Below are 14,436 nucleotides of genomic sequence, written 5' to 3'. Positions count from 1 at the left end.
GCTAACCTGGACTGCTGCATTCAGCATGTTAAACATAGTTCAATGGAATATGCCGGGTATCTACCTACCTTCCTGATTCATTCCTTTTAACAAAGAAAAACTATGCATAATAAATTTAGCTAACTGTTTACGGGTTCTTGGGAAAGTCAGTGGAAATTGAGCCCGTATGCAGTGATGACCCAAATAAGTGATAGAATAGACTGACCACTAAGAGAAATTGTGTCTATGCCGATCACGTGATGACCTGAGCTATTTATAACCAATGGATGGACGAAGGCTCCCCCGTGAGAAATGTGATTAGCTTTGTTTAGTCGTATATCGAAATCTGTTTTACTTCCTTTAATCATTCTTGTATCCACTTCTCTAGCGGGATTTTTCTGGGGAGAATTAAGGGCTTTTCCTCTTGCTATGGCGGTAATATACATGACCCTGTACAACGCCTCTATACGTAGAGATTTTTGCCCAAGATCGGAATCTGGGGTATTTATCGTCGGGTTTGCACTATCCATTTTTGGTGGATTAATGAATGGTTCAAACTATGCATTCGCTCTTGGGCTTATGATAGCTTCGACATTCCTTATGTATTTAAAACTTAATAAGGCGTGACCAACCCGACCAAGGAAGTGAAATGGCTGGCCATTAAGCCTTTACCATGGCCACTAGTATTCCCAGCTTCTGCCATCCAGGATCGCCGTGGGAACGAGGCAGCAACGAAAACACCAACAGCAGTCTCAAGAGAAACCTTCCCAAAACAGCGACCTGTCCATCTACAGCACCGAGGCCCTAGAGATGATCGCCAACATTCACAACCACAAGCCACGCAAAGCACACAACTGGCGCACCCCAGCCAAAGTCATCCCTGACACAAACCGGTAGTATCACACCAAAGCAGCCATCATCGTTGAAACGGGTTAAGTAGCAAAATGTGTGTCTGGTGGGCGTGTCGTCGGCTGGGCGCCTTTTGTCATTTCATGGGTCCTTTTCTGATTCCTATGGAGTGTGAGTATTCGGTTGGGATAGCGTTGTCGTAGAAGGCTGGTCGGCCTGTTTCCGGGTCGGCTGTGTTGTGGTCTTCTGGGGTAAGGCCTTGGACTTTGGCGAGTTGGTCTTGCCCGAAATTGCACTTCCTGGCGATCTCTAATGGGTCGTCAGGCAGTTGTGTTTGTGAATACAGGTACCATTCCAGCATTTTGCGTTGTCGTTCTCCTGTTCTTCCACGGTGAGCATCAGCGATGCGTTTGAGCGGGGCGTTAACTCCGCCTTCGAGGCTGTTTGTCGTTGCTACCCAACGCTGTGGCATAAGAGCATGTGGTGGTGGCTGGAGGTAGGTAAATAGATGTTGTTTCTGCGAAAGGTTTCGCAGTGATTTATAGGCTTGGCGAACGCGTAAATGGGTCCATTCCCACGTGCGGTTGGACCTGCGGCGGTGTGTAGGGGTCAGGGTTTTCTCGGAAAGGAAGTGTTTATAGACCTGGCCGAAGTCATGCAGGTTCTTCGTCCATTCCCGTGCTTGGTCTAGGGTGCTGATTTTGGTTAATTGCAGTGCTAGGCCATAGATGGCTTTGCCGGCATCGGTGCGTGGGCGGCTGGTGGTGTATCGGCGGATTACGCGTTGGGCATGGACTAGGCAGCGCTGGATTGGTGTGTGTGGCCAGCATGTTGCGATGGCTGATTGGGCGCCGAGTCCGCCATCAAGTACGACGCATAACGGTGGCGCTATGTTTTTAAGTAATTGAATATAGGCGTCGGTGGATTCCTTTTTAGCCCAGTGCCAGGCAATGACGTGGTCATGGCTTGCTGCGACAAGCAGGCAGCCTGCCGCGGTGTAGGTGCCGTCGATGAAGATTTGGTCGTAGATTCGGTGAGGGTCCGGGGTATTAGGGATATCGATAAGCCAAAAGGGTTCAAACCGGCGGTTGAGAGTCCACCGGCTTATTCCTTGTTGCTGGGCAAGCTGGGGCAATGACGTTGTAGATACCGCGTAGCGGTAGAAGGCGCGGAAGTCCCGGGACTGGGTATGGTCAGTTCGTTGGCGCGTTAGGGAGCTTCCGCAGTTGGGGTCTTTGCATCGCCATCTGGTTTTCCCTTTGGATGTTGTGCCATTTTTCTTCATCTGCCCTGCACAAATAGGGCATCGTGGTCGGTTAGTAGTCACCGGAAAATTCAACCAGCTCACCACATACCACATGCAGGTGCCATTCCGGTGGATTGAACAAAAAGCAGGGCCGAATAAGCCCCAGAAGCTTATTCAGCTCCTATTTAAACAAGCTAACCAGCGCTTACGCTGAAACCGAGACACACTTCCTGCTACTTAACCCGTTGAAACGACCACTAGAATCCAAGGATGACAATAAAACTAAAAAATCCCAACTCCTTGCATGGAGTTGGGATTTTTTAGCGCTCTATTTACTTGAACGGGAAGCCGAGCTCGCGCAGGAGCTTACGGCCTTCTTCGTCGTTGGTAGCGCTGGTAACGACGGTGATGTCCATACCACGGGGACGATCGATCTTGTCGATGTCGATTTCGTAGAACATGGACTGCTCAGACAGACCGAAGGTGTAGTTACCGTGGCCGTCGAACTGCTGGTCAGACAGACCGCGGAAGTCACGAATACGTGGCAACGCGATGGTCAGCAGACGGTCCAGGAACTCCCACATGCGGTCGCCGCGCAGGGTAACGCGTGCGCCGATAGGCATGCCTTCGCGCAGCTTGAAGTTTGCGATGGACTTCTTTGCGCGACGCAGCTGTGGCTTCTGACCGGTGATAGCGGTCAGGTCCTCGAGAGCGCCATTGATGACCTTAGAGTCACGGGCAGCTTCGCCAACACCCATGTTGACGACGACCTTGGTGACGCCAGGGATCTGCATGACGTTGTCGTACTTGAACTCTTCGTTCAGGTTCTTGCGGATTTCCTCGCGGTAGCGAGTCTTCAGACGCGGGGTGTAGTTCTCGCTCATTTTTAGATGTCCTTCCCGTTGCTACGCGCGATACGGACCTTTTTGCCGTTCTCGTCGAAACGGTAGCCCACGCGGGTCGGGTTGCCCTCGGAGTCAACGATCGCAACGTTGGACACGTGGATCGGGGCTTCTTGGGTAACGATTCCGCCGGACTCGGCGCCACGCTCGGTAGCGGAGTTTGCGACGTGCTTCTTGATGCGGTTAACGCCCTCAACGAGGACCTTTTCGCGCTTCGGGTATGCCTCGATGACCTTGCCCTTCGCACCCTTATCTGGGCCCGAAATGACAATCACCATATCTCCCTTATGGATCTTCATAAGATTAGATCACCTCCGGTGCTAGAGAAACGATCTTCATGAAACGCTTGTCACGAAGTTCACGAGCAACCGGGCCGAAGATACGGGTACCGCGAGGTTCGCTATCGCCCTTCAGAATAACTGCAGCATTCTCGTCAAAGCGGATGTAGGAACCGTCTGGACGACGGGTCTCCTTCTTCGCACGGACGATAACTGCCTTAATTACATCGCCTTCTTTTACGCTGCCGCCTGGAACAGCGTCCTTGACGGTCGCGACAATTACGTCGCCGATGCCAGCGGAGCGTCGGACAGAGCCACCGAGAACGCGGATGCACAAAATTTCACGTGCACCAGAGTTGTCGGCGACGCGCAGACGCGATTCTTGCTGAATCACTATGGGTCTCCTGACCTGGATTGATGTGCGACAAGATTTCCGTCCTTGCCACACGCGGTCTACAAACTTGCTGTGCTCGAGCCTTTACAACGAACACCGTAAAGCGTCGATGGGTCTCGGACCGGCGATTCGGAAACGCACCGCTACGGACCGACCAGCTCTCGCAACCTATACATTCAACCATATGGGGGTGGCGCTTTCCAAACTTCGAATGCGAAGCAACTTTTCGCCCTAGCACCCCCTATTTAGGACAGCTGTGCCTGGTTTTAATAATCGGACGATTTTTCTTTGCGCAGCGGTAATGCAGCACAAAGAATCCTGTTAATCTTTAGATCCGTTTATCTCTCAGACGGGCTCTTCCCTATTCCACTGCCCCCTAAGGACAAAAATGAATCGCATACCTAAAGTTCTGACCGCCACTGCGTTAGCTGGCGCCCTCACCTTCGGCGTCACACCCACCGCCCCTACGCCGGAAGCAAACGCTCAGGCGCAAAGTGGAATTGGAATTGCTGCCTTAGCAGCAGTTCTCGTAATCGGTGGCGTGACGTGGTACCTCGCCAAGAACGGCATTACCTACATCAGAGATCAATCTCGGACTCACTTGGAGCCTACTCCAGAAGAGAAAGCCGCCTCCCAAGAAATGATCAAAAACGACAAAGAAGAAGTAATCGCTCAAAGTGGCGCAATCGAGGAAACGGCTCCTGAGCAGGCCCCCGTCGAAACACCGGTGGAAGCCGAAGCACCTGCAGCTGTTGAGGCTCCGCGTGGCATGGCGGCAGAAACCGGCTCGAACACTGTCGCTCGGCTCCTAGCAGCCCTCAGCATTGCAGCAATGATGCTTGGCGGCGTGTTCACCGCCCGCCGGAGATTCTTCGCATAGTTCAATTCTCTTGCACTAAACGGTAGGTGTGCGTTAGCACTCGTATTCCTGAGTAGCCCTAAGGCAATTTCCCACGCGATTGGCCCACAGCAAAACTTAGCCGTGCCGGTGTTGGTAGCGACCGACTTGGCGGTCTCTTATGGTTTTCTAGGGGATCGATACCGTAGCCATTGTCACCGTGGTGACACCAGCCGCCCAAAGCCTGGGCAACGGCGCAACGGCGCCTAATGAACACCAACAAGTAAAAGGCTGGGTTTATCCCCAGCCTTTCTTGTATCAGAAACCCCAGCCCTTAAGACGTAGCTTCCTTCGTAGAAGTCTCCGCAGTCTCCTGCCTAGCCTTTGGATCAACGGTAAATAGGTCCGTCCCAGAACCGATGAGCTCGCCCTCGCGGAAAGCCGCGGTGGGAATAACGGGGCCAGTCTTCTTAGCATTGGACACAACCACTGGCGTCGTTACCGGCAGGCCCGCTTCCTTGATGGCCTCGATATCGAATTCAGCCAGGACCTCGCCTTGCCTTACGGTATCGCCCTTATTGACGTGCGAGGTGAAGTGTTCGCCCTTGAGGTTTACCGTATCGAAGCCAATGTGCATAAGGATGTCAATCGGCCCCACCGCTGGGTCTTCGACGCGCAGGGCGTAAGCGTGGTGGGAAGGGAAGGTCACGGTGATGGTGCCATCGGCAGGCGCGACGAGCTTGCCGACGGTCGGTTCGATAGCAACGCCTGTACCCAGCTTGCCCCCGGCAAACATGGGATCCTCAACTTTGGAAAGGGGCACGGCATTTCCCTCTAGCGGGGAAAAGATCGTCGCGGCATCTGCGGCGGCGGAAGCGCTGTCAGCAGACTCTTCAGCGGCCTCGGCGGCCAAAGCTTGCGCGGCGGGAGGATTAACCTCATCCGGATCAATAGTGCCATTGCGATGAATGAGCACGCGCCCGTACAGGTAGGCCCCGATGAAGGCTACGGCGAAGGAGATGACACCAGACAGCAAGAAGGTTGGGACAAAGCGGGGAACGGAGACGAAGCCAATGAAGCCGGCGGCACCGAGGGCATCCGCAAGCACGCCAAAAATTGCGATGAACGTAGAGGCGATGGCCGATGCCGCCATACCGATATAAAACGGCCAACGCAGGCGCAGGTTAACGCCGAAGATCGCGGGCTCAGTAATACCAAACAGCGCCGAGATACCGGAGGCACCGGCCAAGCCCTTGAGCTTTTCGGAACGCGCCAGGAAGTACACGGCCAAGGCCACGCCACCCTGGGCAATATTGGCCATCGAGGCAATGGGGAAAATGAAGGAACCGCCCTCATTCCACAACATTGTCTCAATGGGTGGGAAGGATTGGTGGAGGCCGGTAATGACGATCGGTGAATAAACCAGACCGAAAAGGAAGCCGGCCACAGGACCTGCAAAGTCATACAGGTTGGCCAGCCCCATGCCCAACCATTCACCGGCGGTACGCAAGATTGGACCCAGCCCCATAAAGGTAATAAAGCCGGTCACCAGCAGGGTAAGCAGGGGCGTGAGCATGAAGTCCACGGTGCCCTTGAGGTGCTTGTGTAGGAACTTTTCAATCGTCGCCAAAATCCAGGCGATGACCAGAATGGGCAAGATAGAGCCCTGGTAGCCGGCTTGGGCAACGTCTAAGCCAAAGATATCCCAGTAGGGCATCTCGCCTTTGTCAATGGCCTCGGCAACGTTATAGCCGCTAACCAAATCTGGCATGACCATGGCCATGGCCATGCCCGCGCCCAAGAATTCATTGCCACCAAAGCGCTTAGTAGCAGTAAAGCCCACGAGGATAGGTAAGAAGGCAAAGGGCGCAGATGCCAGGAGGTTGACCAGTCCGGCAAACCCTTCCCACGAGGGATACATTTCGATGACGGATTGATCCCCAAAAAGCCCCGGCGCGGTCAGCACATTATTTAATGCCATCAATAGACCGCCGCCGAGCAGGATTGGGATTAGCGGAACAAAAATATCCGCCAAGACCTTGACCGCACGGGAGAACCAGTTCCCGGATTCCGCGGCAATATCCTTTAGGCGGTCGGTGGATACGGCAACGTCCTTGGAAATGGACTTGGTCATTTCCTGAAAGACGATATTGACATCGCCTGGGCCCACGATGACCTGGAACATGCCACCGGCTTCAAAGGTGCCCTTCAGATCTGGATCGTTGTCTAGCGCTGCGGTGTCTACCTTGTCCGAATCATCCAACACCATGCGCAAGCGCGTGGCGCAGTGGGCAAGGGCAATAATATTATCTTCGCCGCCTAATGCCTTGAGGGTACGGGCGGCGACCTCTTTATGCTCCATGGACCAACCTTTGTAATTTAGGTCACATCAAATGACCGAATGTGATTGCCTCCTTCCAATTTAAGTCTGTTTAAGTCCAAATGTCCACAAAGCAAAAAATTGTCGGTCCTAGTTCCGCAGGGTTTTAGTCCAGCGGCTCCCATGCCTGCCAGGGAGCATCGCCAAAGACCGCGAAAGCCGCGGCGATGCGACCGCCGCCGGCAAAGACTTCTACGACGCAGCCATCAGCAATCAACCGCATTTCTCCATCGGGGCACGCGATCGGCTCGCCGCCGTTGAAAGAGATGCTGCCACCGCCTTGCACCACGCGGAATGCTTCCTTGCCGGTGGCATCGACAAGCGCATAAGCCCCCTCCCCTGTTACATCAATGGTCGAGCCAAAGCCCTCCCTGCCGCCGGTTTCCGGCAGTGCAGACCACAGCGGTTCTTGGCGCAGGTAGTTATCCTCCAGCCACAGCCGCCGCGGAATAGTCAAGGTATGCACCCACCCCTGCGTTGGAGTTTCATCATGAGCGGGCATGCCCATCCAGCCCAGCAGGATATTTTCCTCGGTCGCCTGCGGCGCATAGAACTGCGTGCCGTGATCCAGCAGGGTAAAGCCGCGCTCAACATGAAAATTTAGCCCATCCAAGGTCCCGACGACGTAGCCGCAACGGTCCGTTTCATCCTGTGGGCAGAAAATGAGCACGTGCTTATCCCCAAAGGTCAGCAGGTTGGGACACTCCCACATATAGCCACCGGGAAGCTGCGCGGGATCATCAAAAACAAGCTCTCCCTGTAAATCCCACTGCTTTAAATCCTGCGAGTAATACAGCACGATGGTTCCGCGTTCGTCTTCCGTTTGCGCACCAATGACCATGCGCCATCCCTCCCCAGCGCGGGAAATATGGGGATCGCGGAAGTGGCCGGTATATCCCTCCGGGGAATCAGCAATAAGCGGGTTAGCGGCATCGCGGACATAAATCCCGCCTTCCGGCCCGGAGGGATCCATGACCCGCACGCGATTCTGTGAGGGGATGCGGCGCCCGGCTTCTTTCAGGTTTCCGGTATAAAAAAGCCACACGTCAGTGCCGTCAACCACGGCCCCGCCGGAGTAGCACCCATCCTTGTCATAGGGCAGGTCAGGATAGAGCGCATCGGGGTAATGCCGCCACGGATTGGGCGCGGACACCGTGGTGGTGGCGTGACCCCAGCCAGTCCGCTTGGGCTTGTGCGGAAAGGCAGGGTCATGCTGGTAATAGGCGTGCAGAATATCGCCATCCACAAAAAGGCCATTGGGGTCATTGAGGCGTCCAAGTGGTGGGGCGAGGTGAAAGTTCGGTCGGTGGTTCATGTCCCCGATACTATGGAACTATGACTATTCATGTGTGCGGCGAAGGCCTCGTGGACTTGGTTCCGGTATCCCCCGGCCGCTTGAATGACCTCACCCCGGCGTTGGGCGGCGGCCCCTTCAACGTGGCCATCGCCGCGGCACGCTTGGGCGCGGACGTGGAGTTCCAATCGCGGATTTCTACCGATGGGTTTGGCCAGGAATTATTCCGGCGCCTTGAGGAAGAAGGCGTGGTAACCGCCCACGTGCAGCGCGGCGAGGAACCGACCACCCTGGCGGTGACCACCATCGCGGATAATGGCACGGCCTCCTATAACTTTTATGTGGAAGGCACTGCGGATCGCTTCGTTGAACCCACACTAGTTCCGGCAGATATCGCCTGCTTCGGCACCGTTTCCTTGGCCTTGGAACCGGGCGCTTCCCGCTACGCGCTGCTGCTCAAGGACTTCGCCGCGCAGGGAACACTCGTGGCCTTAGACCCCAATATCCGGCCCTTTTATGCCACCGACGCGCATAAGAAATTCTTGGCGGATTTGCTGCCATACGTCTCTGTGCTGAAACTATCGGATGAAGAGGTGGAATTTTTAGGCGAAGAGTTCACCGACCAGGTACCCATCGTGGTCACTACCCGCGGCGCCGATGGAATTAGCGTCAGGGCCGGGGATACTTCCCTCAATGTTCCCGCAGCCGCGGTCAAGGTCACCGATACCATCGGCGCCGGCGACACCATCATGGCCGCCCTTTTGACGCAACTGGGTGAACGCGGCCTCGATGCGGACAAGGCCGCAGCACTTGGCGCCGAAGAGTGGCGCGATATCCTCCACTTTGCCGCTACTGCGGCCGGCATCACCGTCTCCCGCACCGGCGCAAATCCCCCACTGCGCAAGGAAGTAGAGTCAGCCCTATGAGCTACACCAAACGCACGCTGTGGATACACCTGGGGTTATTCCTCTTAGCCTTCCTCGCCTTCATCCTCCCCGTCGTCGTTGGCACCGCAGCCCTGCTCCCACTGTGGCTCTCGGGTGGATTAAGCATCGTCCTTGCAGCGGGCGCGCTTATCGATGCCGCCTTTAAGTTCTTCGCCCCCGCCTCCCCACGCAGCCTCAAGCTGCTCTCCGGAATCGCCGGCATCGTGCTCCTGGTGGGCTGGGGAATTTGGATCTACATCTACGGCAATATGGCAGCAGTCGGCACAGGAACCTACCGCATCGGCAATTTCCTACTCAGCGTGGGCTGCGTGCTCAACCTCTTTATCATCGCTATTTCGGTTTTGGATATCCGCCGGTTGGCGCGGCAGTAACCGATCTGAGCAACACGTTCCCCGCGCTTAGCGGGGGAGCGCTTAGCTGTCGCTGGGGAGGACGCGGCGGGGGACGATAATGGGGGCATCGCCAAGCGGGTCGTCCCATGCTTCCGCCTCGATGCCATAGGCCTGCGCCAGTACCTTGGGGGCCAGCGCCTGGTTCGGGGCCCCGCGAGCAATGATTTCGCCGGCCTTCATCACCACCATGGAATCGGAGTAGTGGCCCGCCAGCATGAGATCGTGCAGGACCACTACCACCGTTTTGCCAGCGCGCGCCTGTGCGCGAGCCAGCTCCAACATGCTCATGGCGTGTGCGGGGTCGAGGAAGGTCGTGGGTTCATCGAGAAGCAGCACCGGCGTATCTTGCGCCAACGCTAGCGCTAGCCAGACGCGCTGGCGCTGCCCGCCCGATAGGGAAGCGATATCGCGATCGAGGAAGTCCACAATCTCCGTGGCCTCGCAGGCCTGGGCGATGATCTCTCGGTCCGTGGCGGAAAGGCCGCGCATCCTGCCCTGATAGGGGTGGCGCCCACGCACAACCAACTCGCCTACCCGCAATCCATCAGGGGCCACGGGGTGCTGCGGCAGCAGCGCCACCTGCTGCGCGGCTTCCTTCGCGTTCATCGCATGCAGGTCAGCGTCCCCGACCATGACGCTGCCCTGCCGCGGGGCCAGGATTTTAGACAGCGTCTTGAGCAGCGTGGACTTGCCGCAGCCATTGGGCCCGATGAGCGTGGTGACCTCACCGGCGCGTGCATGCAGATCGACGCCGGCGAGGATATCCTCGCCGTCCTTATATCCCGCATGAATGCCGGTGGCTTGGAGGCTGCACCGGCGCTTCGAGCGCGTGGGCTGATTATCCGTCATATCTTTTCCTTCATCCACGTACGAGTGTGTAGCACTTTTTGGGTGGCTCGTTTGCCCAATCCTCGCTGTGGCGCGCCACAGCGATTAGCTGCGCCGGGCCGCATTCCACACCAAGACCACCAGAGCGCAGCCGCCGATGACCGAGGAGACCGCGCCCACCGGGGCGTTGACCGGAATCGCGCCGGCGATAACGGCGCACACGGTCAACAGCGCCGCACCTGCGGCTGCCGATGCCACCGGCGATGGCGTGGGCGTGCGCGCCGCCATCCGCGCCAGGTGCGGGGCCAGCAGGGCGATAAACCCAATGGGCCCCACCACCGAAACCACCACGGCGCAGATCCCGGTTGCCGCGATGAGCAGCAAGGCGCGCTGGCGGGAGATATTTACGCCCAGGGTGATGGCAGACGAATCATCGTGGGCAAGCAGCGGCAGCTCCCGCGCGCACCAGATGCCTATGGCAAGAAACGGCGCTAATGCCACGAGTAGAGGCACAATGACCTCCATGCGCACGAACCCGGTCGAGCCCGCCAGCCACGTTTGCGCCTCGGCCGCGCGCTGGATCTGCGCGCTGCGCATCAAATACGCCACGACGGCCTGAAACATCAGCGATAAGGCAATGCCGACGATGACGATGCGGTTGCTCGTGCCGATGCCGCCCAGGACGGCGAGGAGGATGACGACGAGGAAGGCGCCGATCATCGCCAAGCATGCCCGCCACCAAAAGTCCGGGATGCCGTCCGCGAAACCGGGGCGCGAATGCACGGTGCCCAGCACCACCAGCACCGATGCGCCGCCGGTCACGCCCAGGATATCTGGCGATGCCAGCGGGTTGCGGGCCATGGTCTGCGTCCATGAGCCGGCCACGCCGAGGGCGGCGCCCACGATGACGGTGGCGATGGCGACCGGCAGACGCAAGTCCCACACCACCCTGATGTGGCTCTCGCTGCCGCCGCCGGTAAGCACATCGATGACCTGCCGCGGGCTCAGTTCCAAAGGCCCTTGCCCCAGCAACACCAGGTAAGCGGCAAGGGCGATAAGGCCAAATACCAGCGTGGTGGTGAGCACGCGGACATACCTGCGACGCTGCTGCGCTTGCAGGGTACTGCTTATTGTTGTCATGCGTTATCACCCCACGCTCTGCCCACGCCGCGGTGAGCGCCCCAAATGAGGAAGGGCGCGCCCACTATGGCAAGCACGATAGACATCTCCAGCTCCGAGTTCCCCACGATGAGGCGGCCGATGATGTCGGCGGCAAGCACGGCACAACCTCCCAAGAGCGCGGAGGGCAGGATCATCGTGGCAACGCTGGGGCCGACCACCCGCCGCACGATGTGGGGAATGGCGAAACCAACGAAGGCAATGGGCCCCGTCGCCGCCGTTGCACTGCCGGCCAGCACCACGACGCTCAGCGCCGCGCCGACGCGCGCAGTAGTGGGGGATCCGCCCAAGGCGAGCGAGGACTCCTCCCCCATCGCCAAAAGATCAAGCGGCCTGGCCGCCATTGCCGCGCACGCTAGGCCGATGAGCAGGCCAATGCCCGCGATGGCGACGTCTTCTGGGCCGCGCCCAAAGGTCGAGCCGATGGTCCACCGCCGCATGCTATCGAGCACATCCGTGGAATACAGGCCGATTATCACCGCGCCCGATCCCAAGGCTGCGGAGACGCCGGCACCGACCAAAATGAGCGTTAGCGGATCCTGAAACCGCCGGGAGACGGCCAAAACCAGCAGCGTGGTAATGCCCGCCCCCGCAAGCGCGAGGGTGGTGCGCATGCCGGTGGAGGTAGCAATGCCGATGGCCGTGCCTAGGGCAACGAAGAACGAGGCGCCTGCGGTAATGCCAATAAATCCCGGGTCCGCCAGCGGGTTCCTAGTCCACGATTGCGCCAGGGCACCGGCGACGGCAAGAGCCGCGCCGGCGAAATAGGCCAAGAAGGTGCGCGGCATGCGCAGGTTCCACACGATATCGCGGATATCCTGCTCCCCCGCCCCGCGCAGCGCGGCGATGACCTCATCGGGCGGAATCGAGCGGGAGCCTAGCGCCAAGGACGCCACCGCCAGAACCAGGCTGGCGAGGATGAGGGCAACAAGGAACGTCTTGCGACCCTTTCCCCGCGCCATCACTGGTGTGGCTGTGCGGCTTTCCGCCGCGGAACCCGTCTGAATATTCTGGCCGCCCTTCGTGGTTGCTGACAATTACAGCTTCTCTTCAAACTTATCTATTGCCCAGGGGATGGTCACCGGGTTCGGCATGCTCATGGCGTTGCCGGTATCCGTGTCTAGGTAGCGCACGCGCTTATCCTTGACTACATCGAGGCCCTGGAAGGTCTTATCCTTCTTCAAGACATCGGCAGAGCCGTTGTAATCCAGGACAAAGAGGTGATCAACCTGGTTGAGCTTTGCGTAGTTTTCCGGGGCAATGTCAACGAAGAAGCTGCTGCCATCGCCCTTCAACTCATCAGGGATTTCCATGCCAAGATCCTCGATGAACTGGCCGCGCCCATCCTCATCGGTGTACAGGCCAATCTTGCCGTCATAAGGCATGACGATGGCTGCGGACTTGCCCTGCAATTCGGTGTGCTCGCGGCGGAATTCCTCGAAGGCCTTCTCGGTATCAGCGATAAGCTTATCGCCTTCGTCTTCCTTATCCACGGCATCCGCGATGGCCTCAACCTGGTCCTCCCAGGGAACCTGCCAGTCTTCATAATCATCCGGCTTAACGGTGGTCGGCGCGATATCCTCCAGGGATTCCTTCGTGCGCGCATCCACCGCCTGGTTCACAGCAATGATCTTGGTGGGATCGGCAGCGGTGATCTGCTCGAATGTCTCTGCGGTAAATCCGGTCGCGGTGTTGTAGATGACCTCAGGCTTGGCATCGCCAAGCAGCTTCTTTGACCACGGGCCGACGCCGGAAGGATCGCCATCGCCCTCAGCGCCCCACGGCGCCACCGTCACGGGAGTAATGCCTAGGGCGAGCAGCGTATCGGCATCCCCCAGGCCCAGGCTAGCCACGCGCTCTTCGCTGGCGGCGTCGGTGGACTGCGTGCTTTCATCGCCCTCACCACGCGAGCAACCGGCTAATGCGACGGCTCCGGCTGACAGCAGTGCCACAACGCCCATGGTGCGGCGTCCGAAAATCTTCATGAAGCTGGCCCTTTCAAAAAGGAAGAAATTGACGTTGCCGATCCTAGCCCCCAATCAAAGGATTAGGCAAGGATTAGCTTCGAACGAGTATGTTGGATACATGAGCTGTTCCCTACAATCGTCCCCGATGCCTGAACACCAACTGATTCCCGTTACCCTGACCGCGAATGAACTGATCCGGCCGCGCCTGCACCGCCTGACGTTTCATGCCGAGGCGTTCCGGACGTATGACCTTGCCGGCCCCGATGAATTCTTTGGCCTTGTCATGCCCCAAACCGGGCAGGAATTTACGCCCTTCCCCGTCGACGGCGTTAACCTCCGAGCCGCCGTCGCCGCTATAGACGAGGAGACGCGGCCGGACCTGCGCTGGTACACCATCCGCGCGCTCCACCCCGAGGAGGCCACTATCGACGTCGACGTGGTCACCCACGGCGATTCCGGGCCCGGCTCGCGATGGATTCTGCGCGCGCAACCCGGCGATACAGCGGGGTTCTTTACCTGCAACGAGCTGTGGCGGCCAACCGAAGCAGCACAACTATTGGTCGCCGATGCCTCCGCCCTGCCGGCCCTGTGGCATATCCTGGCCTACCAAGAGGACCATAACCCGGCGATGCTCAGCCGCACCGACGTTATGACCGTAGTGACCAGCGATGACGAAGTAGAACCCGGGCTCGCGGCTAGGTGGGAGCCCAGCGTGCGCAGCCTGCGTGTCCTTCGCACCAAGCCGCACCAGGAGGCGGATTCCGTCGTTGCCGCGCTGGAAGCAGATTTTGCCGGTGACTCGGTGCCAGGGTACGTGTGGGTCTCCGGCGAGGGAGATTTGGCAAAGAAGGTCCGCGGCCTCGCGGTGAAAGGCTGGGGCTTGCCCACCGACGACGTCACCTGGGTGCCCTATTGGTTTTATGGAAGGGCCCGTCCTTAAGAGCCCTAAAACAGCGAGAGGCC

14 protein-coding genes are annotated in these 14,436 nt (G+C 58.2%); 4 read left to right on the top strand and 10 right to left on the bottom strand.

Going from position 1 to position 14,436, the window contains the following annotated elements:
- Window positions 1-964: 964 nt before the first annotated feature.
- The 4 genes from ACLI1T_RS01880 to rplN form a co-directional block, all read right to left on the bottom strand.
- On the bottom strand, window positions 965-2,155 hold the full coding sequence (locus tag ACLI1T_RS01880) for an IS1249 family transposase (protein WP_411702880.1): 1,191 nt from the start codon (window positions 2,153-2,155) through the stop codon (window positions 965-967).
- Window positions 2,156-2,406: 251 nt separating this feature from the next.
- On the bottom strand, window positions 2,407-2,958 hold the full coding sequence (rplE, locus tag ACLI1T_RS01875; protein WP_023025194.1) for a 50S ribosomal protein L5: 552 nt from the start codon (window positions 2,956-2,958) through the stop codon (window positions 2,407-2,409).
- A 2-nt stretch (window positions 2,959-2,960) separates the two neighbouring features.
- Window positions 2,961-3,275, bottom strand: a complete 315-nt coding sequence (rplX, locus tag ACLI1T_RS01870) for a 50S ribosomal protein L24 (RefSeq protein WP_005276967.1) — start codon at window positions 3,273-3,275, stop codon at window positions 2,961-2,963.
- Window positions 3,276-3,279: 4 nt separating this feature from the next.
- Window positions 3,280-3,648 carry a 50S ribosomal protein L14 gene (gene rplN, locus ACLI1T_RS01865; RefSeq protein ID WP_023025193.1) on the bottom strand — a complete coding sequence of 123 codons (369 nt, stop codon included), beginning with the start codon at window positions 3,646-3,648 and terminating at the stop codon, window positions 3,280-3,282.
- Window positions 3,649-4,036: 388 nt separating this feature from the next.
- Here rplN and ACLI1T_RS01860 point away from each other — a divergent pair, with 388 nt between their 5' ends.
- Entirely contained in the window at window positions 4,037-4,528 is a 492-nt protein-coding gene (locus ACLI1T_RS01860) for a hypothetical protein (RefSeq protein WP_411702879.1), read from the top strand.
- Between the two features lie 292 nt (window positions 4,529-4,820).
- On the opposite strand, the gene ACLI1T_RS01855 is transcribed toward ACLI1T_RS01860, so the two are convergent.
- The gene (locus ACLI1T_RS01855) at window positions 4,821-6,848 is read right to left on the bottom strand and encodes a sucrose-specific PTS transporter subunit IIBC (protein ID WP_411702878.1); all 2,028 of its coding nucleotides are present in this window, start codon (window positions 6,846-6,848) and stop codon (window positions 4,821-4,823) included.
- Between the two features lie 124 nt (window positions 6,849-6,972).
- Window positions 6,973-8,181 carry a glycoside hydrolase family 32 protein gene (locus ACLI1T_RS01850; protein WP_411702877.1) on the bottom strand — a complete coding sequence of 403 codons (1,209 nt, stop codon included), beginning with the start codon at window positions 8,179-8,181 and terminating at the stop codon, window positions 6,973-6,975.
- 20 nt (window positions 8,182-8,201) lie between these two features.
- On the opposite strand from ACLI1T_RS01850, the gene ACLI1T_RS01845 reads away from it, so the two are divergent.
- Window positions 8,202-9,086: a carbohydrate kinase family protein gene (locus ACLI1T_RS01845; RefSeq protein WP_411702876.1), complete on the top strand. Its 885-nt coding sequence runs from the start codon at window positions 8,202-8,204 to the stop codon at window positions 9,084-9,086.
- Window positions 9,083-9,478, top strand: coding sequence for a multidrug transporter (locus ACLI1T_RS01840; RefSeq protein WP_126318278.1), 396 nt, complete (start codon window positions 9,083-9,085; stop codon window positions 9,476-9,478). Before ACLI1T_RS01845 ends, ACLI1T_RS01840 begins: the two co-directional genes overlap by 4 nt.
- Before the next feature lie 42 nt (window positions 9,479-9,520).
- Here the strand turns inward: ACLI1T_RS01840 and ACLI1T_RS01835 are convergent, their stop codons facing one another.
- From ACLI1T_RS01835 to ACLI1T_RS01820, 4 genes are all read right to left on the bottom strand, one after another.
- Window positions 9,521-10,348 (bottom strand): ABC transporter ATP-binding protein, encoded by an 828-nt coding sequence (locus ACLI1T_RS01835; protein ID WP_411703277.1) that lies wholly within the window; start codon window positions 10,346-10,348, stop codon window positions 9,521-9,523.
- A gap of 84 nt (window positions 10,349-10,432) precedes the next feature.
- Window positions 10,433-11,467 (bottom strand): FecCD family ABC transporter permease, encoded by a 1,035-nt coding sequence (locus ACLI1T_RS01830; RefSeq protein WP_411702875.1) that lies wholly within the window; start codon window positions 11,465-11,467, stop codon window positions 10,433-10,435.
- Window positions 11,464-12,543 (bottom strand): iron ABC transporter permease, encoded by a 1,080-nt coding sequence (locus ACLI1T_RS01825; protein WP_349852315.1) that lies wholly within the window; start codon window positions 12,541-12,543, stop codon window positions 11,464-11,466. The genes ACLI1T_RS01830 and ACLI1T_RS01825 overlap by 4 nt, the downstream gene beginning before the upstream one ends.
- Complete coding sequence (locus ACLI1T_RS01820; RefSeq protein WP_411702874.1) at window positions 12,544-13,491, bottom strand: ABC transporter substrate-binding protein; 948 nt, start codon at window positions 13,489-13,491, stop codon at window positions 12,544-12,546.
- Window positions 13,492-13,618: 127 nt separating this feature from the next.
- Here ACLI1T_RS01820 and ACLI1T_RS01815 point away from each other — a divergent pair, with 127 nt between their 5' ends.
- Window positions 13,619-14,413, top strand: a complete 795-nt coding sequence (locus ACLI1T_RS01815) for a siderophore-interacting protein (protein ID WP_411702873.1) — start codon at window positions 13,619-13,621, stop codon at window positions 14,411-14,413.
- Window positions 14,414-14,436 lie beyond the last annotated feature (23 nt).

The organism is Corynebacterium tuingiense, assembly GCF_046718165.1.
Lineage (GTDB): Bacteria > Actinomycetota > Actinomycetes > Mycobacteriales > Mycobacteriaceae > Corynebacterium.
This window is presented reverse-complemented; position numbering and strand designations above follow the sequence as displayed.